General features: G+C 65.3%; 20 protein-coding genes. 11 read left to right on the forward strand and 9 right to left on the reverse strand.

Translation table 11 applies throughout. From position 1 onward, the window contains the following. Positions 1 to 262 (forward strand): S8 family serine peptidase (locus J0M27_RS01010; protein WP_294986578.1); only part of this gene is annotated, 262 nt, incomplete at its 5' end. Between the two features lie 199 nt (positions 263 to 461). Here J0M27_RS01010 and J0M27_RS01015 read toward each other — a convergent pair. The 5 genes from J0M27_RS01015 to J0M27_RS01035 form a co-directional block, all read right to left on the reverse strand. Next, positions 462 to 1,517, reverse strand: coding sequence for a LysR family transcriptional regulator (locus J0M27_RS01015; RefSeq protein ID WP_294986580.1), 1,056 nt, complete (start codon positions 1,515 to 1,517; stop codon positions 462 to 464). A 131-nt stretch (positions 1,518 to 1,648) separates the two neighbouring features. After that, positions 1,649 to 2,257, reverse strand: coding sequence for a DUF938 domain-containing protein (locus tag J0M27_RS01020; RefSeq protein WP_294986582.1), 609 nt, complete (start codon positions 2,255 to 2,257; stop codon positions 1,649 to 1,651). Between the two features lie 32 nt (positions 2,258 to 2,289). After that, entirely contained in the window at positions 2,290 to 3,459 is a 1,170-nt protein-coding gene (locus tag J0M27_RS01025; RefSeq protein WP_294986584.1) for a cytochrome c peroxidase, read from the reverse strand. Positions 3,460 to 3,461: 2 nt separating this feature from the next. Beyond that, positions 3,462 to 4,052: an SCO family protein gene (locus J0M27_RS01030; RefSeq protein WP_294986586.1), complete on the reverse strand. Its 591-nt coding sequence runs from the start codon at positions 4,050 to 4,052 to the stop codon at positions 3,462 to 3,464. A 108-nt stretch (positions 4,053 to 4,160) separates the two neighbouring features. Beyond that, positions 4,161 to 5,504 carry a selenium-binding protein SBP56-related protein gene (locus J0M27_RS01035; RefSeq protein ID WP_294986588.1) on the reverse strand — a complete coding sequence of 448 codons (1,344 nt, stop codon included), beginning with the start codon at positions 5,502 to 5,504 and terminating at the stop codon, positions 4,161 to 4,163. Positions 5,505 to 5,734: 230 nt separating this feature from the next. Here J0M27_RS01035 and J0M27_RS01040 point away from each other — a divergent pair, with 230 nt between their 5' ends. Both J0M27_RS01040 and J0M27_RS01045 read left to right on the forward strand, forming a co-directional pair. Next, entirely contained in the window at positions 5,735 to 7,048 is a 1,314-nt protein-coding gene (locus tag J0M27_RS01040; protein ID WP_294986590.1) for an ATP-binding protein, read from the forward strand. Then, positions 7,020 to 7,625, forward strand: a complete 606-nt coding sequence (locus tag J0M27_RS01045) for a response regulator transcription factor (protein ID WP_294986592.1) — start codon at positions 7,020 to 7,022, stop codon at positions 7,623 to 7,625. Before J0M27_RS01040 ends, J0M27_RS01045 begins: the two co-directional genes overlap by 29 nt. Positions 7,626 to 7,735: 110 nt before the next feature. Here J0M27_RS01045 and J0M27_RS01050 read toward each other — a convergent pair whose 3' ends face one another. Further along, on the reverse strand, positions 7,736 to 10,141 hold the full coding sequence (locus tag J0M27_RS01050) for a PAS domain S-box protein (RefSeq protein ID WP_294986594.1): 2,406 nt from the start codon (positions 10,139 to 10,141) through the stop codon (positions 7,736 to 7,738). 74 nt (positions 10,142 to 10,215) lie between these two features. Then, complete coding sequence (cyoE, locus tag J0M27_RS01055; RefSeq protein WP_294986596.1) at positions 10,216 to 11,112, reverse strand: heme o synthase; 897 nt, start codon at positions 11,110 to 11,112, stop codon at positions 10,216 to 10,218. Positions 11,113 to 11,338: 226 nt separating this feature from the next. On the opposite strand from cyoE, the gene J0M27_RS01060 reads away from it, so the two are divergent. From J0M27_RS01060 to fghA, 6 genes are all read left to right on the forward strand, one after another. Next, positions 11,339 to 11,911 carry a hypothetical protein gene (locus J0M27_RS01060; protein ID WP_294986597.1) on the forward strand — a complete coding sequence of 191 codons (573 nt, stop codon included), beginning with the start codon at positions 11,339 to 11,341 and terminating at the stop codon, positions 11,909 to 11,911. 16 nt (positions 11,912 to 11,927) lie between these two features. Beyond that, complete coding sequence (locus J0M27_RS01065; protein WP_294986599.1) at positions 11,928 to 13,460, forward strand: cbb3-type cytochrome c oxidase subunit I; 1,533 nt, start codon at positions 11,928 to 11,930, stop codon at positions 13,458 to 13,460. A 91-nt stretch (positions 13,461 to 13,551) separates the two neighbouring features. Beyond that, the gene (locus tag J0M27_RS01070; RefSeq protein ID WP_294986600.1) at positions 13,552 to 15,930 is read left to right on the forward strand and encodes a cation-translocating P-type ATPase; all 2,379 of its coding nucleotides are present in this window, start codon (positions 13,552 to 13,554) and stop codon (positions 15,928 to 15,930) included. 145 nt (positions 15,931 to 16,075) lie between these two features. Further along, positions 16,076 to 16,702 (forward strand): SCO family protein, encoded by a 627-nt coding sequence (locus J0M27_RS01075; protein ID WP_294986602.1) that lies wholly within the window; start codon positions 16,076 to 16,078, stop codon positions 16,700 to 16,702. 26 nt (positions 16,703 to 16,728) lie between these two features. Continuing rightward, complete coding sequence (locus tag J0M27_RS01080) at positions 16,729 to 17,838, forward strand: S-(hydroxymethyl)glutathione dehydrogenase/class III alcohol dehydrogenase (protein WP_294986604.1); 1,110 nt, start codon at positions 16,729 to 16,731, stop codon at positions 17,836 to 17,838. 23 nt (positions 17,839 to 17,861) lie between these two features. Next, on the forward strand, positions 17,862 to 18,761 hold the full coding sequence (gene fghA, locus J0M27_RS01085; protein ID WP_294986605.1) for an S-formylglutathione hydrolase: 900 nt from the start codon (positions 17,862 to 17,864) through the stop codon (positions 18,759 to 18,761). 70 nt (positions 18,762 to 18,831) lie between these two features. Here the strand turns inward: fghA and gfa are convergent, their stop codons facing one another. Both gfa and J0M27_RS01095 read right to left on the reverse strand, forming a co-directional pair. Beyond that, positions 18,832 to 19,398: an S-(hydroxymethyl)glutathione synthase gene (gfa, locus tag J0M27_RS01090; protein WP_294986607.1), complete on the reverse strand. Its 567-nt coding sequence runs from the start codon at positions 19,396 to 19,398 to the stop codon at positions 18,832 to 18,834. A gap of 333 nt (positions 19,399 to 19,731) precedes the next feature. After that, complete coding sequence (locus J0M27_RS01095; protein ID WP_294986609.1) at positions 19,732 to 20,421, reverse strand: hypothetical protein; 690 nt, start codon at positions 20,419 to 20,421, stop codon at positions 19,732 to 19,734. A 169-nt stretch (positions 20,422 to 20,590) separates the two neighbouring features. Here J0M27_RS01095 and J0M27_RS01100 point away from each other — a divergent pair, with 169 nt between their 5' ends. Together J0M27_RS01100 and J0M27_RS01105 are read left to right on the forward strand one after the other, a co-directional pair. Then, entirely contained in the window at positions 20,591 to 22,186 is a 1,596-nt protein-coding gene (locus J0M27_RS01100) for an FAD-binding dehydrogenase (protein ID WP_294986610.1), read from the forward strand. A 19-nt stretch (positions 22,187 to 22,205) separates the two neighbouring features. Further along, entirely contained in the window at positions 22,206 to 23,939 is a 1,734-nt protein-coding gene (locus J0M27_RS01105; protein ID WP_294986611.1) for a thiamine pyrophosphate-binding protein, read from the forward strand. Positions 23,940 to 23,964: the final 25 nt, after the last annotated feature.

Below are 23,964 nucleotides of genomic sequence, written 5' to 3' on the forward strand. Positions count from 1 at the left end.
GGGCGTGTCGACCTCCTCGCCCTACCACAATCACAGCAATGCAAGCAGCGACTACGTCGCGGCGCTGAGCGGCACGTCGATGGCGACGCCGGTCGTCGCGGGCGTGGCTGCAACGGTGTGGAGCAAGAACCCGACGTGGACGCGTCTCCAGGTGTGGGACAAGGTGAAGACGACCGCAGACTCGATCGCGGCGCTGAACCCGTCGTACTCGGGCAAGCTCGGCAGCGGACGCGTGAACATGAAGAACGCGCTCTCGCCGTAACAGCATCCGGGTCGAACCGGGAGTTCCCGGTTTGGCATCGATCGCCTGCGTCGCACACCCACTGCGACGCAGGCGTTTTCGTTTGGTGTTTAGCCCGTTTCCGTGCAACGTGGTCTGTCGGCCGCGGCGACGCGTTGATTTCGGAGCGGCCACCCGCGAGACTGGGGCGATGGACGCGATTCCGGCGCACCTGCGCCCGTTAGCCGACGCACTCGAGTTCTCGCCCGACAACATTCCGTTGCGGCGACATCTCGCGGACCAGCTTCTCTCGAGCGGACTGGCGGAAGAGTCCGCGCGTCTCCTCTCGGACGGACTTCGTCTCGCGCCGGCGAGCGACGCCCTCCAGCTCGGTCTTGCGACGGCGCTCGAACGTCTCGGCCAGCGCCCTGGCTTCGACCACCAGCGCGGCCACCATCGGCGGCTGGGGCTCGCGCGCCAGGGTGACGAGCCCCGTGGCCCAGTCGACCGCCGGTTCGACCAGCTCGATGGCGATCACGCCGCGGGGTGTTCCCACCTGTTCCAGCACCGCGCGCGGCACGATCGAGGACCAATGGCCCGAACCGACGTGGGCGAGGATGCTGACAATGGAATTGGTCTCCAGCATCGCCGTCACGTCAGCGCCGACTCTTGCAAACACCGCATCGATGGTCTTGCGGTTCTGCATGTCGGGGGTCAGGAGGGCCAGCGGCGCGGTCGCCGCCTCGGCCCAGCTCACCGTCTCGCGCCCGGCGAAGCGTCCCGCCGCTCCGGTCAGCAACACGTGGCGTTCGTGCCAGATCGGCACCACGTCGAAGCCCGCCGTCGACGCCGACTCGACATAGATAATGCCGGCATCGATCTCGAAGCGACGCAGGCGGGCGAGGATCTCGTCAGTCGCCAGCGACAGCACCTCGACCGTGACATGGGCATGGCGCCGCGAGAAGGACGAGGTCAGCGCCGCCACCACCGTCAGCGCGGTCGGGATCACGCCGAGTCGCAGACGGCCGGTGAGGCCGTCGCGCAGGCTGGCGAGTTCCTGCTTGAGTCCCTCGGCGCTGGCGGCCATGCGCTGGGCGTACTCGACCACGCTGCGCCCCTCGGGCGTGAGGCCGGCGAACTGCTTGCCGCGCTCGACCACGGCGACACCGAGCTCGGTTTCGAGGTCGCGGATCGCCGCCGACAGGGTCGAGGGCGAGACATGGCAGGCGGCCGCCGCGCGGCCGAAATGCTTTTCGCGCGCCAGGGCGATCAGGTAGAGGTATTTGCGGGAGATCATTCAACGTGAAGGGGCAATCCGGCAATGGGGAATCTTCGCATCTTTTTGCCCGCTGCTGCCATGTGCCGCGGGCCGACAGGAAGGCCGTCGGCGGGGCGGGCAAAGCGGATCTCGCCGGGGCTGTCCCGGGCTCAAGCCGCCGACATGGCGGCGCGGTGCCAGACCAGGCAGCGATTGTTGGACGGCATCGGGCAGTCCGCGATCAGTTTCAGTCCCGCCTGCGCGGCCAAGGCATCCACCGCGTCGAAATCCCGCAACCCCTGCTGGGCACCCCCCTGCTTAAGCCATGCGTCGAAGGCGGCGTTGCTCTCGCTGGTGTAACGGCCGTCATAGTTGAAGGGGCCGTAAATGACGAGCGTGAAGTCGTCGGCCATAACGCCGGGCAGGCCGGCAAACAAACGCCCGACCTCGGGCCAGCTCATGATGTGCAGGGTATTGGCGCTGAACACGGCGTCGAAGCGCCCCGCCGGCCAGGCGCCGCCGACGTCAAACTTCGTCGCGGCGGGCGTGTTGCCCAGCGCGGCCTCGTCCAGCCAGGCCTGTATCCCCGCAAGGTTCTCCAGCCGATCAGAGGCCTGCCAGATCAGGTGGGGCAACTCGGCGGCGAAGAATACCGCGTGCTGCCCGGTCCCGCTGCCGATCTCCAGCACCTTGCGTCGATCGGCGAAATGCCTCTGCAGGACGCGGAGGATGGGCTCGCGATTGCGGGCGCACGAGGGAGCATCGGGTTTTTCAGCCATGAGACCGGTCCGCTGCGACGAGGTCGGCCCGGCTAATACGGCCGTTTGTAGCTGCTGGCCGGGTCCTTCGCCGGCAGCGCATCGCCGGGTGCCGCGGCGCGTGCCTCGGCGGCCAGTTGTGCGACGTTGTCGCCGGTAAGTGCGCGGAGAAACGCCGCCAGCGATCGCTTCTCCCCCGGCGCAAGGCCGACCGGCTTGAGGAGCGGATCCTTCTGCGGATTGTCGATGCCGCCGCGAATGTAGAACTCGATGACATCCTCCAGCGTGGCGAGCGAACCGTCATGCATGTAGGGGCCGGTCAGCGCGACATTGCGCAGGATGGGGGTGCGATAGGCCCAGGAATCGGCCGGATCGAGCGTGACTTCATATCGCCCTACGTCGGGCTGACGCTTTTCGAAGGAATCCAGCGCCTTGTCCTCGACGACGACGAACTCGCCGGGAGCGAGCTGCACGCGATGGCGGCGCGGCAACTCCATGCTGTTGGCGTAGCCGATGCCGGTATTGTGGAAACGGTTGTCGGAGAACAGCGCCGCTTTCTCGCCGACAGGGTGGCAGGCGACGCAACCGGCCTTGCCCACGAACAGCGCGAAGCCGGCCTGCTCCTCGGCATTCAGTGCGTTTGCCTCGCCGCCGTAGCGCCAGCGGTCGAAGCGCGAATTGGCCGAGTTCACGGTCCGTTGATAGGCGGCAAGCGCGAGCCCGATGGTCATCATGTCGGGGCCACGGCCACCGAAGGCCGCCTCGAAACGGCCGGTGTATTCGGGCAAGGTTCTGATCTTCTCGACCACATAGCCGATGGAAGGGTTGGCCATTTCGTTGCCGGCAAGGAGCGGTCCCCAGGCCTGGTTCTCCAGGCTGAACTCGCGGCCGTCGTGAAACAGCTGCTCGACGTAGGCAACGTTGAAAATCGTCGGCGAATTGCGGCGGATGGTCTGGCCTTCGAGGCCGATCGCGGTGCCCAGTTCGTTGGAGGTGAAGCCCTGCTCGGGCACGTGGCACATGGCGCAGGACAGGGTGTTGTTGTGCGACAGGCGGCGGTCCATGAACAGCGTGCGACCGAGATCGACGCGTGCCTTTTGCAGCGGGGCATCGGGCGGCACCGGCAGGGCCGGCAGGCCCAAGGGCACAACTGCCGCCGTCGGCAGATCCCGCCCGCAGGCCGCCAGCGCGACCAGCGCAACGAGGATTGCGAGTCCGGCCAAGCTCATCGCAGCGCCAACCCGTCCTCGATCAGCAGAGTCTTGATGTCGTTGAGCACCATCGCCGGCAGCAGGTAGTCGGTGGTGTAGATCTCGCGCACCGCACCGCGCCGATCGACGAGGAAAACCTTCAACACATGGCTGTAGGTGCCGAGCGCCTTGCCCGTGGCGCGATCCACTTCAATGCCGACATCCTGGCCCCAGTCCTTGAGGATAGGCAGCAGTTCGCGCCGCGAACGCGTCGTCAGGAAATCCCAGGGGACGTGCCGGCCATCGGCGTGTTGCGCGCCGTAGAGCGCCAGCATCGCCGGCGTGTCGCGCAGCGGATCGAAGGACAGGCTGACGAAGCCGACCCGGCCGCGTGTCGACGGAATTCTTTCGAGCTCGTTCTTCAACTGGTGCATGACGCTCAGGGCATAGGGGCAGCCGTTCGGATCGGCACAGGAAGCGTACATGAAGGCCAGCAGCGTGACGCGGCCCCGGGTGAACTCCGCGAGTCGTCGCCGCTTTCCGGCCGAATCCAGCACTGCGCCGTCACCAGCCGCCTGGATGCGTTCCAGCCGGTAGCTGCCCGGTGAGGGCGGCGTGAAATCCATGATCGGTGCCGCGCTGGCTGCAAAAGCCAGGCACAGCAAGAAGAGTAGCCCGCCCCGAAACAAGCGGCGGGCCCGGCTCGTTGACACCAAGAGTCTCCCGTAGGGAGGTTAGCGCGATTGCGCGAGCAGGGGCAGCGCGCTCTGCGCCGAATCCAGCGGCTTGAGGGTGGACAGGTCGCGCGCCTGGAACTTCATGTGGTGGGCGCGGCCAAGTTTCTCCTTGTAGAAATCGATCTCGAAAGCCAGCTTGAGATCCTTGCCGTCCCAGTTGTAGGCCTTCAGGTACTGCTCGTCGTCCTTGTCCTTCTTGTCCCAGTTGCCGAGCAGGGAGCTGGTGAAATAGACGCGCTTGCCGTCGAAGCTCTGGGAGACCATGTTGACCTGCGAGCCTATGCGCTTGTTGAACACTTCCTTCGGCTTCATCGGGTCCGACATATCCCAGTAGCGGGCGGTGCCGTCCATGAAGGTATTGATCCACATACCCCTGGAATCGGCGGTGATGCTGATGTCGACCGGCAGCGGAATCTTGGCCGGATCGCCAATGGTGGCGACGTCCTTGACTTGCCATTCGCCCTTGGCATCCTGCTTGTAGACCCAGATCTTCGAGGTCAGTGCCGTTGTGGTGACCGCCCAGTTGTCGCCCGATTTCCAAGACCAGCGCACTTCCAGCGGCGCCCCTGGCGTCTGGAACACCTTAAGCGGCTTCATGGTCTTCATGTCCCACATGACCGAGGTATTGCCAAAGCGCTTCATCGCCTCGCCGTCCTTGACCATCTTGCCCAGGTCCATCATGTAGTTGTTCCAGCCGGTGAACGACGAGGTGAGAAATACATTCTTCTGCGGGTTGATGGCGGCATCGTAACCGTAGCCGTCGCCGCCGCCCTCCTTCGGCATCGCGTTATGGGAAACGTACTCGCCCTTGTTGTTGTACACCGCGATGCCGGTCTCGCCGCCATGGTCCTTCTTGTTCGACAGCGGGGTGATCAGCATGCGGCCGGGCATGGCGATGAAAGAGTGTGGACCGACGAACCCGGTCTTTTCGACAAAGTCGTTGATGGTCTTCACCAGTTTTGGCTTGGCCGGATTGGTGCCGATGTCGAAGATGAAGATCTTGTTCGAATCGAGCGCTCCACCCCACAGGTAGCGGCGATCATCGGAAAGGCCCACGTGGTGAATCTCGCCGCGACCGCCGACCGACAACTTGTGGATCACCTTGCCATAGCTCTTCGACTTCGGATTGACATCGACCGTGACCAGCTTGTCGGAGCCATCACCGACGCCCTTGACACCGAGCGTCCAGACATACACCAAGTCTTCCTGGCCCTTGATCAGGGGCGTAAATGGCGAACAACTGGTCTCGTCGGCCAACGCCGGTCCGCCGGCAACAACAGCGGCGGTGGCAAGCGCGATCAGGCTGAGCCGGGGACGACGGACAATCTGTTTTGACTTCATGATGTTGATTTCCTCCTATCGGGGTTGTACTCTGCGCCGGCGTCAGGCTGGTGCTGTTCGGACGCCAATCGAGGCGCGGCGAAATGTCGCGCTTTTGGTTTCAACTAATTATTCTTCAAGCAATTTATCAAATCCATTGACCCGTGCAATTAGGGTGATTACCTAGGCGCCCCGCGAATGTTCCCTATTGACCCGGGTAACGCGCTTGTTAGAGTGGTTTCGGGATTCCAATGAACGCTGCCGACATGCTTCCTGCCAGTGACACGCTGTGGCTCGCCCTGGTGGTCCTCGGCGGGAGCCTGGCGGCCTCCCTGATCTTTCTCGGCGTGCTGCTGGGTCGGCTGCGCGAAACCGAGCGCCGCCTCGACGAAAAGGAATCGCGGCACGAGACCGTGCTCGACCGTCTCCAGGAGAACGAGTTTCGCCTGCGAACCATCATCGAGTCGGAGCCGGAATGCGTGAAGCTGCAGGCGGAAGACGGCACGGTGCTGGAAATCAATCCCGCCGGGCTGCGCCTGGTCGACGCCAACCAGCCTGCCGACATCATCGGCCGCAAGATCTTTTCGGTGGTGGCACCGGAATATTTCGATATCTACCGCGAAAACATGCGCCGGGTCTTCGCCGGCGAAGCGGTGGTCTACGAGTTTCGCGCGATCACGCTGAAGAATCGCGTGGCCTGGATGGAAACCCACGCCGCTCCCCTGCGCGACGCACGCGGCAATATCTATGCGCTGCTCGGCATCACGCGCGATATCACCGAACACAAGCAGGCCGAAGAACAGGCGCGCCGCCACCACACCGAACTGGCGCGGGTCGCGCGCCTGTCCACCATGGGCGAAATGGCCACCGGCATCGCCCACGAGCTCAACCAGCCGCTTTCCGCGATCGCCAATTTCTCGCGTGGCTGCATCCGCCGCCTGCGCGCCGGCGGCATGAGCCCTCAGGAACTCATTGTGCCGCTCGAGGAAGTCTGCGAACAGGCCGAGCGTGCCGGCGACATCCTGCGCCATGTGCGCGACTTCGTGCGCAAGCGCGAACCACGACTGAAATCCCTGGACATCAACCAGATCGTCCGCGCCGTGGTCAAGTTCACGGAGCACGAGGCACGCCACCAGTGTACCCACGTGCGCCTGAATCTCGACCCCCTGCTGCCCAAGGTGGCAGCGGACGCCATCATGATCGAACAAGTGATCGTGAATCTTGTACGCAACGCGATTGAGGCAATGACCGAGGTCGTTCCATCACGACGCGAGATCGTGATTCAGACCCGGCTCTTCGACTCCGACTCGGTGGAAGTCGAGGTAGCCGACACCGGTCCCGGCATCGATGGCAACCTGATCGATCAGGTTTTCGACCAGTTCTTTACCACCAAACCCGAGGGGGTGGGCATGGGCCTCGCCATCAGCCGCTCGATCATCGAGTCCCATGGAGGAAAGATACGGGCCGAGTCGAGCCGCGATGGCGGCGCCATCCTGCGCTTCACCCTCAAGATTAGCGCACAACAATCCCATCGCCGTGAACGAGCCGACAGTATTCATAGTTGATGACGACCAGGCCGTGGCGCGCAGCCTGCGCTGGCTGATCGAGTCGGTGCGCCTGCGGGTCGAGAATTTTGGCTCGGCGCAAGCCTTCATCGACGGTTACGACGCCGCGAGGCCGGGCTGTCTGGTGCTGGACGTGCGCATGCCAGGCATGAGCGGACTCGAATTGCAGGAGCGCCTTGCGGCCCAGCGTATCCACATCCCGATCATATTCATCACCGGCCACGGCGACGTGCAGATGGCGGTACGCGCGGTGCAGGCGGGCGCCTTTGACTTCGTCGAGAAGCCCTTCAACGACCAGGACCTGCTCGACCGCATCCAGCGCGCCATCACCCGCGACGCGGAGTGGCGGGACCGCGACCTGCAGCAGGCACGACTGCGCGCCTTGTTCGCCACCCTGACCCCGCGCGAAACCGAGGTTCTCGAGCTCGTCGTCGAGGGCCTCTCCAACAAGGCGGTAGCCAATGCGCTGGGCCTCAGCGCGAAAACCGTCGAGGTCCACCGTGCCAAGGTGATGGAGAAAATGCACGCACGATCGTTGTCCGATCTGGTCAAGATGGCGATGCAAAGGCAAGGCTAGCGCGCGCGCCGTGCCACCAGCGCCGACTCTTGAAGAATCGCTTGGGATTTCGCCAGCCAGATATCGCGGGTTCTCGAACCCGGCCCGCCGACGCGGGTGATGTGCGCGAACTAGGCGTTGCTCCGGCCCAGCACGCGCAGCAGCGTCGCAAAAAATGCATCGGGATCAAACGGCTTGGTCAGGAAATCGTTCATTCCCGCCTCGAAGCACCGCGTTTTGTCCTCCGAGAAGGCATTCGCCGTCATGGCGATGATCGGAACCTTTGCGCAGGTGGCCAGCCCGCGAATTCGCCGCGTCGCAACCAGCCCGTCCATGTTAGGCATCTGCATGTCCATCAATATCGCCGCATAGGCCGTCCGGCGTGCCAATTCGACGGCCTCGGCGCCATCGCTTGCGGTATCCACGACCAGTCCGGCCGCTTCCAGGTGAAGCCGCGCAATCTCCCGGTTGATTGGTTCGTCATCGACCGCCAGGACGCGCTTCCCGGCGTGATCCTGGCGCAGTGCCGCCTCGGCCGCGCCCGGGGGAAGCGCCGGTGTCGCCACATCGGCCGCATCGCCCTTCTTCAGGCGCGCGGTAAACCAGAACGTGCTGCCGACACCCGGCGTACTCTCCGCGCCGACCTCGCCACCCATCGACTCCGCCAGGCGCCGGTTGATGGCCAATCCCAGCCCGGTTCCACCATACCGGCGCGTGGTCGAACTGTCGGCTTGCTCAAAGGCACCAAACAGCCTGGAAAGCGCCTCGGGCGCGATACCGATTCCCGTATCCTCCACCGCAAAACGCAGCAGCGCCGAATCGGGCGTCTCTTCCGAAAAACCGAGCCGCAGCGTCACGTCGCCGCTATCGGTGAATTTGACGGCGTTGCTGGCGAAATTGAGCATCGCCTGCTGCAGGGCCGTCGCGTCGCCTTTCAAGCTGAAATTCATGGGCACCGCCAGGACCCGCAACCGAAGGCCCTTGGCCCTAACCGGCTCATACAGGATCGAGCTCAGATTGCGCAGAAGGGCGGCGAAGTCGAGCGGCGCTTCCTCGAGCGTGAACTTGCCGGCCTCGATCTTGGACAGGTCGAGGATATCGTTGATGATGCCCAGCAAGTGCCTGGCGGCGGAGTCGATCTTTGCCAGGTGTTCCACCTGCCTCGACGTCGGGGCCTCCCTTTGCAAAACATGCGCCATGCCGAGGATGGCGTTCATCGGCGTGCGGATTTCGTGGCTCATGTTGGCGAGGAAAGCGCTCTTGGCAACGTTGGCGGCTTCGGCCTGAAGCGTCCGCAGATTGAGTTGGTGGTTCAGTTGCTCAAGCTGGATCTGCGCGGCCTTCAGTTCCGTGATGTCCGAAAACAGCCCGAAAATGCCCAGCACCTGGTCGCCCGCGATGTCAGGAACGTATTCGGCGCGCAAGTAGGTGGCTTTGCCGGCGGACTCGGGCGCCGTCCTCAGAAAGCTGATCGCCTCGCCACGCAAGGCCGTTTGCACAAAGGGCAGGCTCTTCTGAAACAGTTCCTCGCCCAGCAAATCCCGCAGATGGATGCCTTTCATCTCCTCAGCCCTTCTGCCGAACCATTCCCGATAGGCCTTGTTGGCGAATTCGAAGCGCAGATCGCGGTTGACGTAGGCCACTTGTCCTGGGATCGCGTCGATCAGCCGTTGCATGAAGTGCTCGTCCGCCTCGGCGGCATTCTTGGCCAACTCCAGATCCCGGGTGCGTTGTTCGATTCGCTCTTCAAGGTGCCGGTTGAGTTCGCGCAATTCATCCTCGGCGCGCCTGCGTTCGGAAATGTCGGTCAGGATGCAATGGGTGCGGACCGAATTTCCGGCTGCATCGCGACCGATGCGGCCGTTGATGCTCACCGTGCGGATTCCCCCGTCCGGACGCCGCAACTCAAAAACAGGCCCTTCGATATGACCCTGCTTCTGGAATTTTGGAAAATTCATGGCCAGGGTCGGCAAGGACTTTTCGGTCAGAAAATCCGTGATCGGGCGGCCGGTGACGTCGTCGCGTCGCAGCCCCCCCATCAATTCAAGCCAGGCGTCGTTGACTTCCAGGATGTTTCCAGCCATGTCGAGCGATTGGTAGGCCAGCGGTGCCTTTTCGAACAGCCCGCGAAAACGTTGTTCCGATTCCGCAAGCGCCCGCTCGGCGGTCTTCGCCGACGAGATGTCGCGAACCATGGTCACAAACCTTGGTTCTTCGCCCGACATGAACAAGGAGATCGTGACGGCGACCTCGATCAGCGTGCCATCGCGGCGCCGATTGGTCCATTCGAAGCGCATCACCTCGCCACGCATCACTCCAGCGAATATCTCGGCGACGGCGGCGTCGCTGCGGCGTCCATCGGGCTGACACTCCGGAGACCACTCGTTCGGAGTGGTGCCGATGATCTCCTCGCGAGAGCAGCGATACAGTGCTAGCGCGGCCGGATTGCAGTCGATCGCCCGTCCATCTTCCGACAGGATGAGAATCGCGTCGGAAGCGGACTGGAATACGGCCCGGTAGGCCAAATCGACCGACATGCCCAAGTATCCATATTGTTATAGTGGGCTTAGACTAACACCAATCGACCCCTGCGCCGAAAAACCCTGTCGTCTCAATAGGGCAGATAGTGGTCCACCAGCAGCGCCGCGAACAGCAGCGACAGGTAGACGATGGAATAGCGGAATGTGCCCTGCGCCCTGGCGTCGCTGTAGTCGCGCCAGAGGCGCCATGCGCGGGCGATGAATCCCGCATTCAAGGCCAGCGCCGCCGCAAGATAGGCGGCTCCGCTCATGCCCATGGCGAATGGCAGCAAGGTGACGACGGCCAGCACCAGCGTGTAGGCGAAGATGCTGCGCTGGGTGTACTCCCGGCCATGGACCACCGGCAGCATGGGCATGCTGACCGCGGCGTACTCCCTGGCCCGGTAAAGGGCCAGCGACCAGAAATGCGGCGGCGTCCACAGGAAGATGATGAGGAACAGCAGCCAGGCCTGTTCCGGCGTCTGCCCGGTCGCCGCCGCCCAGCCCAGCACCGGCGGCATCGCCCCGGAAGCGCCACCGATGACAATGTTCTGCGGTGTCAGCGGCTTGAGGACCACCGTGTAAATCAGCGCGTAGCCGATGAAAGTGGCCAGCGTCAGCCACATCGTCAATGGATTGACATAGGCATGCAGCAGCAGCAGCCCGCTGCCGCCGACCGCCGCTGAAAAAATTGCGGTCTCGACGGCGTCCACCTCGCCGCGCGGCAGCGGACGGCCGCGAGTGCGCGCCATGATGGCGTCGATGCGCCGCTCGATCAGGCAATTCACCGCCGCCGCCGAACCGGCCACCAGCGCGATGCCCAGGGTTGCGGCGAGCAGCGTAGGCAGGGGCACCCCGTTCGGAGTCGCCAGCAGCATGCCGATCACCGCGCAGAACACGATCAGCGAAACGACACGCGGCTTGGCCAGGCGCAGGTAACGACGCAACTTGGCACCCATTCGCGGACTGGCAAGAACGATTTCTGTCATGACTCCTCCCGGTACCTCGTCGAGGTTCGATGCAAGTCTGGAACCGGGGCAAGGTCCTGACAATCGGGATTAACCTTGCACCCAATAAGTAAACACCCCAATTGCCCGCCCGTTCCCGCAGGCCTATCGTTTCGGCAACGTGGGGGCGCGGTCGGCCGCCGCGACGCCGAGCGCCACGATCCGGGCAGCGCGGCGACCGAACAGAGGATCAGGAGGAGGCCGTCAGATGCTGGACTTTCTGTTTTCAGGTTGGGGCGCATTCTGGGTAACGATGGGGATGCTGCTGCCCTTTGCCGGGATGTTCTGGTACGTGATCCACCGCAAGTCGGTGGTCGATTCCGGGCCCGGCACCACGCCGCGCGCCGCCATGTCCCGCCTCGAGGGCTACTGGCTCACGGCGGTCTTCGTCATCTTCGTCACCATCAACCTTGCCAGCCTCAAGTTCATGCCCATCATCGCCACGGCGCGTGCGGCGACGGCCGGACCACCGGTACAGGAAGTCGCGGTCACGGCCACCTCCTGGACTTACGAGATGTCATCACGCCAGGTCGAGACCGGCAAGCCGGTGCGATTTTCCGCCAGGGCCAAGGATACCCAACACGGTTTCGCCGTGTATCACCCGGATGGCCGCATGCTGTTCACCATGCTCATGATGCCCGGCGTATCCAAGCCGACGACCGTGGTGCACACCTTCTCCGATCCCGGCACGTACAAGATCCGCTGCCTCGAATACTGCGGCATCGCCCACCATGGCATGAAGGACGAGCTGACTGTCGTCAAGAGCAACGCCGCCACCTGAACCGAGGAGATCCGAAATGACTATCGCAAGCACAATCATTGCAGGCACCCCGGTTTTCGGCCGGATGTTCAGCGTCGACAAGAGCACCGGGCTGGAGGAAATCAATGCCTGGCCGGCCCTGATGATCATGGCCTCCTTCATCTGGCTGGCGGTCGCCGGCCTGCTTGGCCTGGTGATGCCGGCAACGCAGATGTTCGACCTCGACTCCGGGCATTTCTACACGACATTGACATTGCATGGGGCGGCCCTGGCCTTCCCCTTCTCCTTCCAGCTCATGGTCGGCGTCGGCCTGCACCGTTCCGGCGGCTGCGTCGGCAAACCGATCACCGGCTGGCTGCCGGCGATGTGCTTCATCACCATGAACCTCGGCGCCGCGCTGCTCACGGTGGCCGTGCTGATGGGTTTCAAGGTCAGCCTGGTGGTGATGTTCCCGCTGCCCCTGGTCGGCGCGCAGATGGGCATCTGGAGCATGAACGCGGTGATCCTCGGCTTCACCGGCATCTACCTGGTGCTGGCGTGCATGATCCTGCTCTATCCGCTGCTTGGGCTCTCGATGCTGTTCTTCGGCAAGAAGCGCCAGGACCTGGTGCTCTCCGAGCGCTCGCTCAACGATCCGGGCATGCTGGGCATGACGCTCTCGGCGCTGACGCTGCTGATCGCCGGCCTGCCGCTGGTCGTCGTCGGCACCACGCTGCTGCTGGCGCTCTACGGCGTGATCCCTATGTCGATGGCGGCCTGGGCGGCCGAGCCGGTGGTGTTCCAGTACTGCTTTTACATCTTCGCCCACAACCTGATGGAGGCCATGGCGCTGATGGTGTCGAGTGCGATGTACGCGACGCTGCCGCTGTATCTCGCCGACGGCACGCGCAAGCTGTTCAGCGACAAGCTGGCCAACACCGCGCTGTGGATCTTGCTGCTGACCTCAGTCACCTCCTTCCTCCACCACTTCATCACCTTCTATCCCAACCAGCCGGCGTCGCTGTCCTACTGGGGCAACATCATGAGCTGGGGCACCGGCATCGGCGCCGCGATCAGCATCTTCACCGTGCTGGCGACCATCTGGCAGCACGGCCTGCGCGCCGAGCCGGGCATCATCGCGGTGCTGCTGGGCTGGGCGCTGTACATCCTCGACGGCGCCAGCGCCATCGTCACCTCCAATGTCGCCTGGGCCTACGTATTGCACGGCACGATGTGGCAGAGCGGGCACACCATGACGGTGATCCTGGCGATGTCGCTGATGTGGATGGGCGTGCTTTATCACCACTACCCGGTGATCACCGGACGCAAGCTCGATCCGGCGCTGGGTACCTGGTTCGTGCGCCTGTTCACCGTCGGCGGCTTCGGCGCGGCGATAGCCATGCTGGCGGGAGGCGCGGCCGGCATGCCGCGACGCTTCGCCGACTGGAACCAGGAAGGCTGGATGGTCTATGGCCACATGATCATGATCTTCGGCCTGATCCTCGGCGCCTCCTTCGTGGTCTATGCCTACAATCTGCTGCAATCGCGCGATCTCAACGAGGCGATGGGGCAGCGGGTGGGCGCCACCTGACCCGAAACGGTCGCGCGGCGCGTCCGCGACAATCGATGACGGCGGTGGCGCATGCCCCGCCGTCATGCGCGTAAACAGCACAAGGAGCGCCATGCCCTGCAAGCTCTGCGGCCTGCCCAATCCGAAGTCGCCCTTGCGCGATGCCGGTCACGAGTTCTGCTGTCATGGCTGCCGTGAGGTTTATCGCTGCTTCGGCGAGACCGTGCTGGTGGCGGAAGCCGCGGTCGCTGCCACGCCGCCGCCTTCCGAGGCCCGCGAGGCCTTCCTGTGGGTCGATGGCATGCACTGCGCCTCCTGCGAAACCCTGATCGGGAAGCTCGCGCCGCGCACGCCGGGCATCCTCGCCGCGACATCGAGCTATGCCAGCGGCACGGTCAAGATCACCTACGACCCAAGCCTGATCGAGGAAGCGCAACTTCCGTCGGCCATCGCTCGCGCCGGCTACCGCGCACGCCTGCACGACGAGGCCGCGCCCGAGCACGACGAACGCCCCGAGCTGCTGCGCCTCCTCACCGCCGGCTGCCTGGCCTCGCCGGTGATGATGCTGACCCTGCTTTTCATCTACCCGGTGCATGGCGGCTTTGTCCAGCCGGAAGACTACGCGGCGATCGGCTGGCTGGCTTTCCAGGCAACACCGCTGGCGCTGTTCTGCCTCGCCACGCCGCTGGTCTTCTATGTCGGCTGGCCGATCCTGCGCGGCGCATGGACCGCCTTGCGCGTCGGCCTGCCCAATATGGACCTGCTGCTGGCGCTCTCCATCCTCGCGGCGTATGCCTACAGCACGGTGCAATTGTTCCGCGATCCGCTCGACCTGTATTTCGAAGTCGCCGGCACCCTGGTCGCCGTGGTCACCATCGGCCGCTACCTCGAACGCGAGGCGCGACTCAAGGCCAGCCAGGAGCTCTCCGGCATCCTGCGCGCCTGGTCCGATCGCGCCTGCGTGCTGCGCGAGGGCCGCTACCTGGTGTGCGGACTCGCCGAACTGTTTCCCGGCGACCGGGTCTTCGTGCGCCCGGGCGAGGCGATTCCGGTGGATGGCGAGATCGTCGCCGGTCAGGGCGCGATCGACGAATCGCTGATGACCGGGGAAGCCTTCACCGCATCGCGCGGCGTCGGCGAGCGCGCCCTGGGCGGCGGCATCCTGCTCGAAGGCAACCTGGAAATCGAAGTCGGCCAGCGGGTCGAGAGCCGCATCGCCAATCTGTCGCGCCTGCTGTGGAACATGCAGAGCGCCGGCGGCGGCATGCAGGGACGCGTCGACCGGCTGGCGCGCGGCTTCGTGCCGGCAGTGATGGTGCTGGCGATGCTGGTCGGACTCGGATTGCTGGCCTTCGGCGCCTCGCCGGAGAAAGCACTGCTGGCCAGCCTGGCGACCCTGATCGTCTCCTGCCCCTGCACCTTCGGCCTGGCGATTCCGCTGACGGCGGCAACGGCGGTGGGAACCGCGTTGCGTCGCGGCATCCTTGTCAGCAGCGGCGACCTGTTCGAGAAATCGCCGCGCATCGACATCGTCGTGCTGGACAAGACGGGCACGCTGTCGTCGGGCCGGATGGCGGTGACGAATGTCGTCGGGTCGCCGGAGGCCATCGCGCGTGCGGCGGCGGTCGAACGCCACTCGACGCACCCGGTGGCCAAGGCGATTGCCGACATCGATGCGACGCGAACCGCCAGCGAGGTCGAACTCCATCCCGGCCGGGGCGCCGTGGGCCGGGTCGGCAGGGACCGCGTCGCGGTGGGCAGCCGCGCGCTGTTCGCGACGCTGGGCTGGGAGATTCCGGCGGAGCTCGCGGCGCGGATCGCGGACCTGCGCGACGGTGACAGCGTGGTCTCATGGGTCGGCCGAAACGGGTGTGCCGAAGGCGCCGTCGTCACGCGCGACCGCCCGCGGCCCGAATGGATTGAGGTCGTCGCCACCTTGCGTCGCCACTGCCGCGTGGTGTTGCTGACGGGCGCCGAGCATTCCGACGACTATGCCGAGCATGTCGATGAAGTCCATGCCGGCGTACCGCCCGAGGCCAAGGCGGCTGTGATTCGCCGCCTCAAGACCGAAGGACGCGTGGCGATGATCGGCGACGGCAGCAACGACGCCCCGGCGCTGGCGGCGGCCGACTTCGGCATTGCCTTCGGCGCGCCGACGCAATTGGCCGCCGAAGCCGCCGACATGGTGATCCCCGGCGACCGCCTGGATCGCGTGCTGGATGCCTTCGATCTGGTCGGTGTCGCGCAACGGCGCATCCGCCAGAACCTGGCCTGGGCGCTGAGCTACAACGCGATCGCCATCCCGCTGGCCATGACCGGCTATCTCAGCCCGCTGGTGGCGGCGGTGGCCATGTCGGCCAGCAGCCTGCTGGTGGTGGCGAACTCGACGCGCGCGCTGCTGCCCGCCATGAAAGTCGGCGCTGGCGACACGGCGAGCGGAGAGTCACCGCGGGAGGCGGGCCCGAACCGAACGGCACGAAGCCATGAATGACGCGCCTCAGGGATTACCCTTAGCAGCGGCGGGAATGATCCCGATTCCCGCCCCTCTCGCGACTCGGTAAATTCTGCCCCGCACCCCGCAAACATCGTCCGCGCGCAGCATCACGTATGGACCCGAAGCCTGACCATCCAACACAATGACGCCCAGCCCTTTCCTCACAGCCCTGTTCAGCCTGTTGTGGATCTGCGGCCCGGCCGCTGGAGCCGAACGGCAGGCGGTGCCCGCCCGGGCAGCGCCGCTTGGCGGCGATTTCGAATTACCCGACGCCCACGGCAAACTTTTTCGCCTTGCCGATCAGCGCGGCAAGGTGGTGCTCATCTATTTCGGCTACACCGGCTGCCCCGATGCCTGTCCCGCTGACCTGCTGCTTTACCGCGACCTGCTGGCGCGCCTGGGCGAGCGCCGGGAGAAACTGCGAACGGTATTCATCTCGGTCGATCCGGCGCGCGACACGCCGCGGCAGTTGATCGAATACGCCCGCAGCTTCAGTCCGGAGATCGTCGCGCTGACCGGCAACGAAAGGCAGTTGCGCCGGGTCGCGCGAGCCTATGGCGCCCACTTCCGCTACGTCGGGCGGGGACGCGACGCAAGCACTTATACGGTCGACCACTCGGTCAGCATCTACCTGGTCGATCCGCACGGCCGACTGGTCGGTGTCATTCCCTTCGGCACGCCACTGGCGGAGGTGCAACGGCGAGTCGAGGCCGTAATCGCCCCCCAGCCTGCACCGTCTGCAAGCAAACGCACTTCCAACCCTGATTGACACAACCCCGAAACCCAGGAGAGAACATGAAAGTCAAAGCCGCCGTTGCCCACAAAGCCGGAGCACCCCTGTCGATTGAAACCGTGGATCTCGACGGCCCGCGCGCCGGCGAGGTGCTGGTCGAAATCAAGGCTACCGGTGTCTGTCATACCGACGCCTTCACGCTCTCGGGTGACGATCCGGAGGGCATATTCCCGGCCATCCTCGGCCATGAGGGCGCGGGCATCGTGGTCGAAGTCGGCGCCGGCGTCACCAGCGTCAAGCCGGGCGACCATGTGATCCCGCTGTACACGCCGGAATGCCGCCAGTGCGAATACTGCCTGTCGCAGAAGACCAACCTCTGCCAGGCCATCCGCTCGACGCAGGGACGCGGCCTGATGCCCGACGGCAGCAGCCGTTTCAGCCTCGGCGGCGAGACGCTGTATCACTACATGGGCACCTCGACCTTCGCCAACTACTCGGTGATGCCGGAGATCTCGGTGGCGAAGATCCGCGAGGATGCGCCTTTCGAGAAGGTCTGCTACATCGGCTGCGGCGTCACCACCGGCATCGGCGCGGTGATCTATACGGCCAAGGTGACGCCGGGTTCGCGCGTGGTCGTCTTCGGCCTCGGCGGCATCGGCCTCAACGTGGTGCAGGGCGCGCGCCTGGCGGGCGCCGAGATGATCGTCGGCGTCGACCTCAATCCGGGGCGCAAGGCCCTGGCCGAGAAGTTCGGCATGACCCATTTCGTCAACCCGAAGGAGGTCGACGGCGACCTGGTGGCCTATCTGGTGAATCTGACCAAGGGCGGCGCCGACTACAGCTTCGAGTGCGTCGGCAATGTCAAGCTGATGCGCCAGGCGCTGGAGTGCTGCCACAAGGGCTGGGGTGTTTCCACCATCATCGGCGTCGCCGGCGCCGGCCAGGAGATATCGACACGACCCTTCCAACTGGTCACCGGCCGGGTCTGGAAAGGTTCCGCCTTCGGCGGCGCGCGCGGGCGAACCGATGTGCCGCGCATCGTCGACTGGTACATGGACGGCAAGATCAACATCGACGACCTGATCACCCATGTGATGCCGCTGGAGCGCATCAACGAAGCCTTCGACCTGATGCACGAGGGCAAATCGATCCGCTCGGTGGTCACGTTTTGAGCGGCGCCGTACCGTCGCGCCCCATGAGCGGCATGCCCCTCACCACGATCTCCCGCAATCGCTGCTTCGGCGGCGTGCAGGCCGTGTATAGCCACGACTCGCCGGAAACCGGCACGCCGATGCGCTTTGGCGTCTTCCTGCCGCCGCAGGCCAGCGCGGAAACACCGGTGCCGGTGCTCTACTGGCTTTCCGGCCTGAGCTGCACGGAAGAGAACTTCATCGTCAAGGCCGGCGCCCAACGCGTCGCCGCCGAGTTGGGGCTGGCCATCGTCGCCCCCGACACCAGCCCGCGCGGGCTCGATCTGCCGGGCGAAACCGACAGTTGGGACTTCGGCCGCGGCGCGGGCTTTTACGTCGACGCCACGCAAGCTCCTTGGGCCGCGCATTACCGCATGTATTCCTATGTCACCGAGGAACTGCGCTGGCTGGTCGCCAGCCACTTCCCGATCGATCCGACGCGCTCGGGCATCAGCGGCCATTCGATGGGCGGCCACGGCGCCTTGACCATCGCGCTGCGCAACCCGCAGTCCTATAAATCCGTCTCAGCCTTCGCGCCGATCGCCTCGCCTATGCGCTGCCCTTGGGGCGAAAAGGCGTTCACCGGCTACCTCGGCGCCAACCGCGAAGCCTGGCGCGAATACGACGCCACGGAACTGATCGCCTCGCGCCGCTGGAAGGGCCCGCCTTTGCTGGTCGACCAGGGCACGGCCGACCAGTTTCTCGATACCCAGCTCAAGCCGGAGTTGTTGCGCGCGGCCTGCCAGCGCGCAGGCGTGCCGCTGGAACTTCGCCTGCGCGAGGCTTACGACCACAGCTATTTCTTCATCGCCAGCTTCATCGAGGAGCACCTGCGCTTCCATGCGCGCCACCTGGGCGACGCGCGACGCCTGAATCCGTCCCGGGAAACCGCAGTGCGGAGATAAAAAAAGGCCCGGCGCCGAGGGAGAGGCACCGGGCCCGGCACTGCCGCCTCACGGCGGGCAGCAATGACCGCTACTTCCTGCTCTTGGCGACGTGGGTCGATATGGCGTCCATCAAGGGCGGCGACAGGCAGTCATAGGGCTCCAGACCCAACTCCTTTAATCGCGCCCGGATCGCCGGCATCTGCGCCGGATCGGTGCCGGTCTCGATGATGGAGGAGACAAACGCGGCGAACTCCGGGGGTGACCAGCCACGCACGCCCGAGAGTTCGGTATGAACGAAATCGAGGCCGTAGAAAGGGTGCGCCTTGTTCTCGATGCGCCCATACATATGGACTCCGCATCCCGTGCAGGCGTGACGCTGGATCGCCGCGCCGGGATCGACGACTTTCAGCTTCTCTTCGTGCGCGGTCACCTTTAGCTTGTCGCGCGAAACCACGGCAACCTGCGAGAACAGGGCGCCTTCCGGCTTCCAGCATTTGCTGCAGCCGCAGGCATGGTTGTGCGCGGTCTGTGCGCTGATCGTTACCTCGACGCGGTCCGAAGGGCATTTGCAATGCAGGACGCCTCCTGAAAACGCCGGCAGCGCTGGCAGTATTCCAGCGTCGATCGATGGATGGATTGCTACGGGATTGCCCATGAATTGCTTCCTCCTTGGCTGTTTGAAAGTGACGGCGATTCGAATAGCTGTCACGCCAGAGAAGATATTTGGAGGGACGCCCTGGGACAATCCGGACGATTACCTAGTGTCATGCAGGTTGTCCCTGACCGGGGAGCTCGCGCGGATTCGATCGCCGCCATGACAGCGGACTGGCGATGCGGAACGCCAGCCGACACGGATATTTCAAGAGTCGCGGAAGAGCACCATCGCTTCCATGACGGATCGCGGCCGGCGGGCTTATGGCGTGTTGGTCAAATGCGGATTGACCGATCTGGAGCGACGCAGGCGTACCGCCACCATATCCGGAGCCGATCAGCGCGTCGGCTCTGCCGCGCGCCGCGCTTCCGCAGCCGCCTTCTCCACCTCGCGGTACTTGCGCTGCGCCTCGTAGTCACGTTCGCGCTGTTCGATCTTCTGCACTTTATCGGCATGCTTGCGTTTGCGCTCGGCGGCCTTGCGCGCATTTTCCGGCGCAGCGGCGGCGCGCCGGGCCTCGTCCTGGCGACGCGCCTCGATCTTGCGCTGCCGGGCTTCCCGTTCGTCGGCCGCCTTGGCGCGCCGGCCTTCCAGCCTGGACTGCGCCTCGCCCTGGCGGCGCTGGCGTTCGGCGGCACGTTCGGCCTCTTCCGCGCGATGGCGCTGGACCCTGGCCTGGTTGTCGGCCGCTTGCGCAGTCGCAGCGGCGGCGCGCTGAGCTTCTCGTTCCGCCACCTTGGCCTGCCGCGCCTCGCGCTCGACGCGATGGCTTTCCTTGCGAATCGCCTCCGCTTCGCGCCCTGCCGCGGCGCGGCGCTCCTGCGCCGCCGTCAGGCAGCCGATGGCGATCATGCGCGTGTTGCAGTCGGCCTTGTCGGCAAGGTAGCGGCGTTCGGCGGCATCGCGGATCGCCTTGGCGCGCGCCCTTTCCGCAACGGCGCTTTCCGCCGTGATGGTCGGCGGCGGCGCAACGGCCTGCGCCCGCAGGCTGGCCGGGGCCAACAGCAGCAGGAGGGGCATTGCCACGAAAAGTCTGGACCGCATCACGGCACGCAGCTTAGCCGGTTCGACATCGCTTTGCCATGCCCGGACCATGGCGGATTCGGGCTAAACTCCAGAAGAAACCACATGAGGAGCCCGGCATCGGACCCACCGATGGCCGGTCGTTGCGCCACCCAGCTTCGAGGAAGGCGACGTGAGCGAAGTCATCATCATCGGCGGCGGCATCGCCGGCATCTGCGCCGCACTGGAACTGCTCGACGCAGGGCGCCGCGTCCTGCTGCTGGACCGCGACAAGGCCGAGAACTTTGGCGGCCTGGCCAAGGAAAGTTTCGGCGGCATCTTCCTGGTCGGCACGCCCGAGCAGCGACGTGCCGGCATCCGCGACACGCCGCAACTGGCGCTGGCCGACTGGCGCGCCTTTGGCGAACTCGATGCGGCCGACCACTGGCCCAACGCCTGGGCCGAGGCCTACACCCAGCGTTGCCACGACGACGTCGGCCTCTGGCTGCGCGCGCGCGGCGTCGGCTTCGTGCCGGCGCCGCACTGGGTCGAACGCGGTCTGTTCACGCCCGGCAATTCAGTGCCGCGCTTCCACATCGTCTGGGGCACCGGCCGCGAACTGGCGCTGCGCCTGATCGCCACGCTGGAGGGCCATCCGCGTCGCGCCAACCTGGAAATCCGTTTCGGCCAGCGCGTCGAGGCGTTGCTGACCGGCAACGGCACCGTGACCGGTTGCCGCGGCGTCGGCGAGGAAGACGGCAAACTTTTCGAACTGACCGCCGGCTGCGTGATCGTTGCTGCCGGCGGCTTCAACGGCAACATCGAACGCGTGCGCCAGCACTGGCACCGCGACTGGAAGACGCCGCCGCCGGTGATCCTCAACGGCTCGCACCGTTATGCCGACGGCCGCCTGCATGACGCCGTCAGCGCGGCGGGCGGCAAACTCACCCATCTCGACGCGATGTGGAACTACGCCGCCGGGGTGCATCACCCGCAGCCGCGCAAGCCCGGACACGGGCTTTCCATCGTGCCGCCACGGTCGGCGCTTTGGCTCGACTGGCGCGGCCGGCGCATCGGACCGATGCCGCTGGTGACCGGCTTCGACACGCGCGACCTGGTGGCACAGGTCTGCGCCACTGAACGTCAGTATTCCTGGCAGTTGATGAACAGGGCCATCGCCATCAAGGAGCTCGCCGTTTCCGGCGCCGAACACAACCCCTCGATCCGAGACAAGAAAAAGCTCGCCTTCCTGCGCGACCTGCTGTTCGGCAACAAGTGGCTTTACGAGGAGATGACAAGCAACTGCAAGGACTTCGTGGTCGGCCGCGACCTGGCGGAACTGGTGGCGAAGATGAACGCGTTGCAGGGCGACGATGCGGTGAGCCTCGACGAAATCCGCGCCGCGACGGAAGGCTACGACGCCCAGATCGACCGCGGCCAGACCTTCCACAACGATGAACAGTTGCGCCGCATCGCCTACGTCCGCCACTGGAAGGGCGATCGCCTGCGCACCTGCAAGTTCCAGAAGATCCTCGACCCGAAGGCAGGGCCGTTACTTGCGGTGCGCGAGTTCATCATCAGCCGCAAGAGCCTGGGCGGGATTCAAACCGATCTGCAATGCCGCGTACTCGACGCCGCCGGCGCGCCGATCCCCGGCCTCTACGCAGCCGGCGAGGCAGCCGGCTTCGGCGGCGGCGGGATGCACGGCCTGCGCGCGCTGGAAGGCAGCTTCCTCGGCGGCTGCATCCTCGGCGGCAGGCTGGCCGGACAGGCCGCCGCGACCGCCTGAACCAAAAGGAGAGATAGCCATGAAACGAACCGGCGCCTGGATCGCGGTGCGGGCGCTCGAAGCCCTCGGCATCCGCTACACCTTCGGCATTCCCGGCGTGCACAACACCGAGCTCTACGACGAGCTCGACAGCTCCGAACAGATCACACCGATACTCGTGACCCACGAGGGCGGCGCCTCCTTCATGGCCGACGGCGTGAGCCGCACTTCGGAACTCACCGGCACGCTGGTGATCGTTCCCGCCGCCGGCGCCACCCACGCCGCCAGCGGCATCGGCGAAGCCTTCCTCGACGGCATCCCGATGCTGGTGATCTGCGGCGGCATCCGCAACGACCTCGACAAGAAATACCAGTTGCACGAAATGGATCAGCACGCCTTCGTCAAGGCCCTGACCAAGGCGACCTTCCTCGTCTCCAGCCACTCCGAGATCGTGCCGACGCTGTTCACGGCATGGGAGACCGCCCACAGCGGCGAGCCGGGCCCGGTCTTCGTCGAGATTCCGGTGAACCTGCAGATGTTCCCCGGCGAGGTGTTGCCGCTGCCCCCTTTGCCCGTGATCGAGCGCCCCTGCCGTGCCGCCAGCGCCGACTTTCAACGCGCGGCGCAGATGCTGCGCGCGGCAAAAAAGCCGGGCATGTTCCTCGGCTGGGGCGCGCGCGACGCCTTCGATCTGACCCGCGCCATCGCCGATCTCCTCCAGGCACCGGTGGCAACCACGCTGCAGGGCCTGTCGGTATTCCCCGCCACGCATCCGCTGCACACCGGCTATGGCTTCGGCGCGGCGGCGGTGCCGGCGGCGCGCAACGCCTTCGCCGGTTGCGATTGCCTGCTGGCAGTGGGCACGCGCTTCGCCGAAATCGCCACCGGCAGCTTCGGCGTCACGGTGCCGCCGAACCTGATCCATGTCGACATCAACCCGCAGGTATTCAGCGCCAACTATCCGGCGGCGGTAGCGCTCGAAGGCGATGCCGTGGCCGTGCTGACGGCACTGCTGGACGAGCTGCGAAGAGTCGGCGCCGGCGCCACGGCCGACGCGGCGTTGCAGACCCGCATCGCGCGCGACAAGCAGGCCTACCGGGACGAATGGCTGCGCCACGACAGCGGCGGCAAGGTCAATCCGGCGGTATTCTTCAATGCCCTGCGCGCCGCCGCGCCGGCCGACGCCATCGCCGTGGTGGACGACGGCAACCACACCTACTTGACCGCCGAGTTATTCCCCGTGCACCAGTCGAAGGCGCTGATCGTGCCGACCGATTTCAATGCCATGGGCTACGCCGTTCCCGCATCGATCGGCGCCAGGCTTGCCAATCCGGACCGCGAGGTCTTCGCCATCGTCGGCGACGGCGCCTTCACCATGACCTGCATGGAAATCGTTTCCGCCACGCGACTCGGGCTGGGCATCGTGTACTACGTATTCCACGACGGCGAACTGTCGCAGATCGCCCAGGCGCAGGAGATCCCCTTCAACCGCAAGCCCTGCACCGCGCTGGGCGCTATCGACTTCAGCGGCGTCGCCATCGCCACCGGCGCCGAGTACATCGCCGTCCCCTCGAATGCCGAGGTTGCTGCGGCGATTGCGCGCGCGCGCCAAGCCGCGGCCGCCGGCAGGCCGGTGATCGTCGACCTGATCATGGATTATTCGAAGCGCACCGCCTTCACCCAGGGCGCGGTGAAGACCAACTTCCAGCGCCTGCCCCTGGCCCAGCGCCTGCGCATGGTGACGCGCGCGGTGAAGCGCAAGATCACCGGCTGAGAGTGCGCGCTGTTGATGCAGGCTT

It is taken from the genome of Sulfuritalea sp. (assembly GCF_017302275.1).
GTDB lineage: Bacteria > Pseudomonadota > Gammaproteobacteria > Burkholderiales > Rhodocyclaceae > Sulfuritalea.

Coding starts and splice junctions, on each gene's coding strand:
- J0M27_RS01020 (WP_294986582.1), bottom strand. CDS start 2,257: ATGGCTGAAAAACCCGATGCTCCCTCGTGCGCCCGCAATCGCGAGCCC.
- gfa (WP_294986607.1), bottom strand. CDS start 19,398: ATGGGCAATCCCGTAGCAATCCATCCATCGATCGACGCTGGAATACTG.
- J0M27_RS01035 (WP_294986588.1), bottom strand. CDS start 5,504: ATGAAGTCAAAACAGATTGTCCGTCGTCCCCGGCTCAGCCTGATCGCG.
- cyoE (WP_294986596.1), bottom strand. CDS start 11,112: ATGACAGAAATCGTTCTTGCCAGTCCGCGAATGGGTGCCAAGTTGCGT.
- J0M27_RS01065 (WP_294986599.1), top strand. CDS start 11,928: ATGACTATCGCAAGCACAATCATTGCAGGCACCCCGGTTTTCGGCCGG.
- J0M27_RS01015 (WP_294986580.1), bottom strand. CDS start 1,517: ATGATCTCCCGCAAATACCTCTACCTGATCGCCCTGGCGCGCGAAAAG.
- J0M27_RS01040 (WP_294986590.1), top strand. CDS start 5,735: ATGAACGCTGCCGACATGCTTCCTGCCAGTGACACGCTGTGGCTCGCC.
- fghA (WP_294986605.1), top strand. CDS start 17,862: ATGAGCGGCATGCCCCTCACCACGATCTCCCGCAATCGCTGCTTCGGC.
- J0M27_RS01080 (WP_294986604.1), top strand. CDS start 16,729: ATGAAAGTCAAAGCCGCCGTTGCCCACAAAGCCGGAGCACCCCTGTCG.
- J0M27_RS01030 (WP_294986586.1), bottom strand. CDS start 4,052: ATGGATTTCACGCCGCCCTCACCGGGCAGCTACCGGCTGGAACGCATC.
- J0M27_RS01070 (WP_294986600.1), top strand. CDS start 13,552: ATGCCCTGCAAGCTCTGCGGCCTGCCCAATCCGAAGTCGCCCTTGCGC.
- J0M27_RS01050 (WP_294986594.1), bottom strand. CDS start 10,141: ATGTCGGTCGATTTGGCCTACCGGGCCGTATTCCAGTCCGCTTCCGAC.
- J0M27_RS01060 (WP_294986597.1), top strand. CDS start 11,339: ATGCTGGACTTTCTGTTTTCAGGTTGGGGCGCATTCTGGGTAACGATG.
- J0M27_RS01075 (WP_294986602.1), top strand. CDS start 16,076: ATGACGCCCAGCCCTTTCCTCACAGCCCTGTTCAGCCTGTTGTGGATC.
- J0M27_RS01105 (WP_294986611.1), top strand. CDS start 22,206: ATGAAACGAACCGGCGCCTGGATCGCGGTGCGGGCGCTCGAAGCCCTC.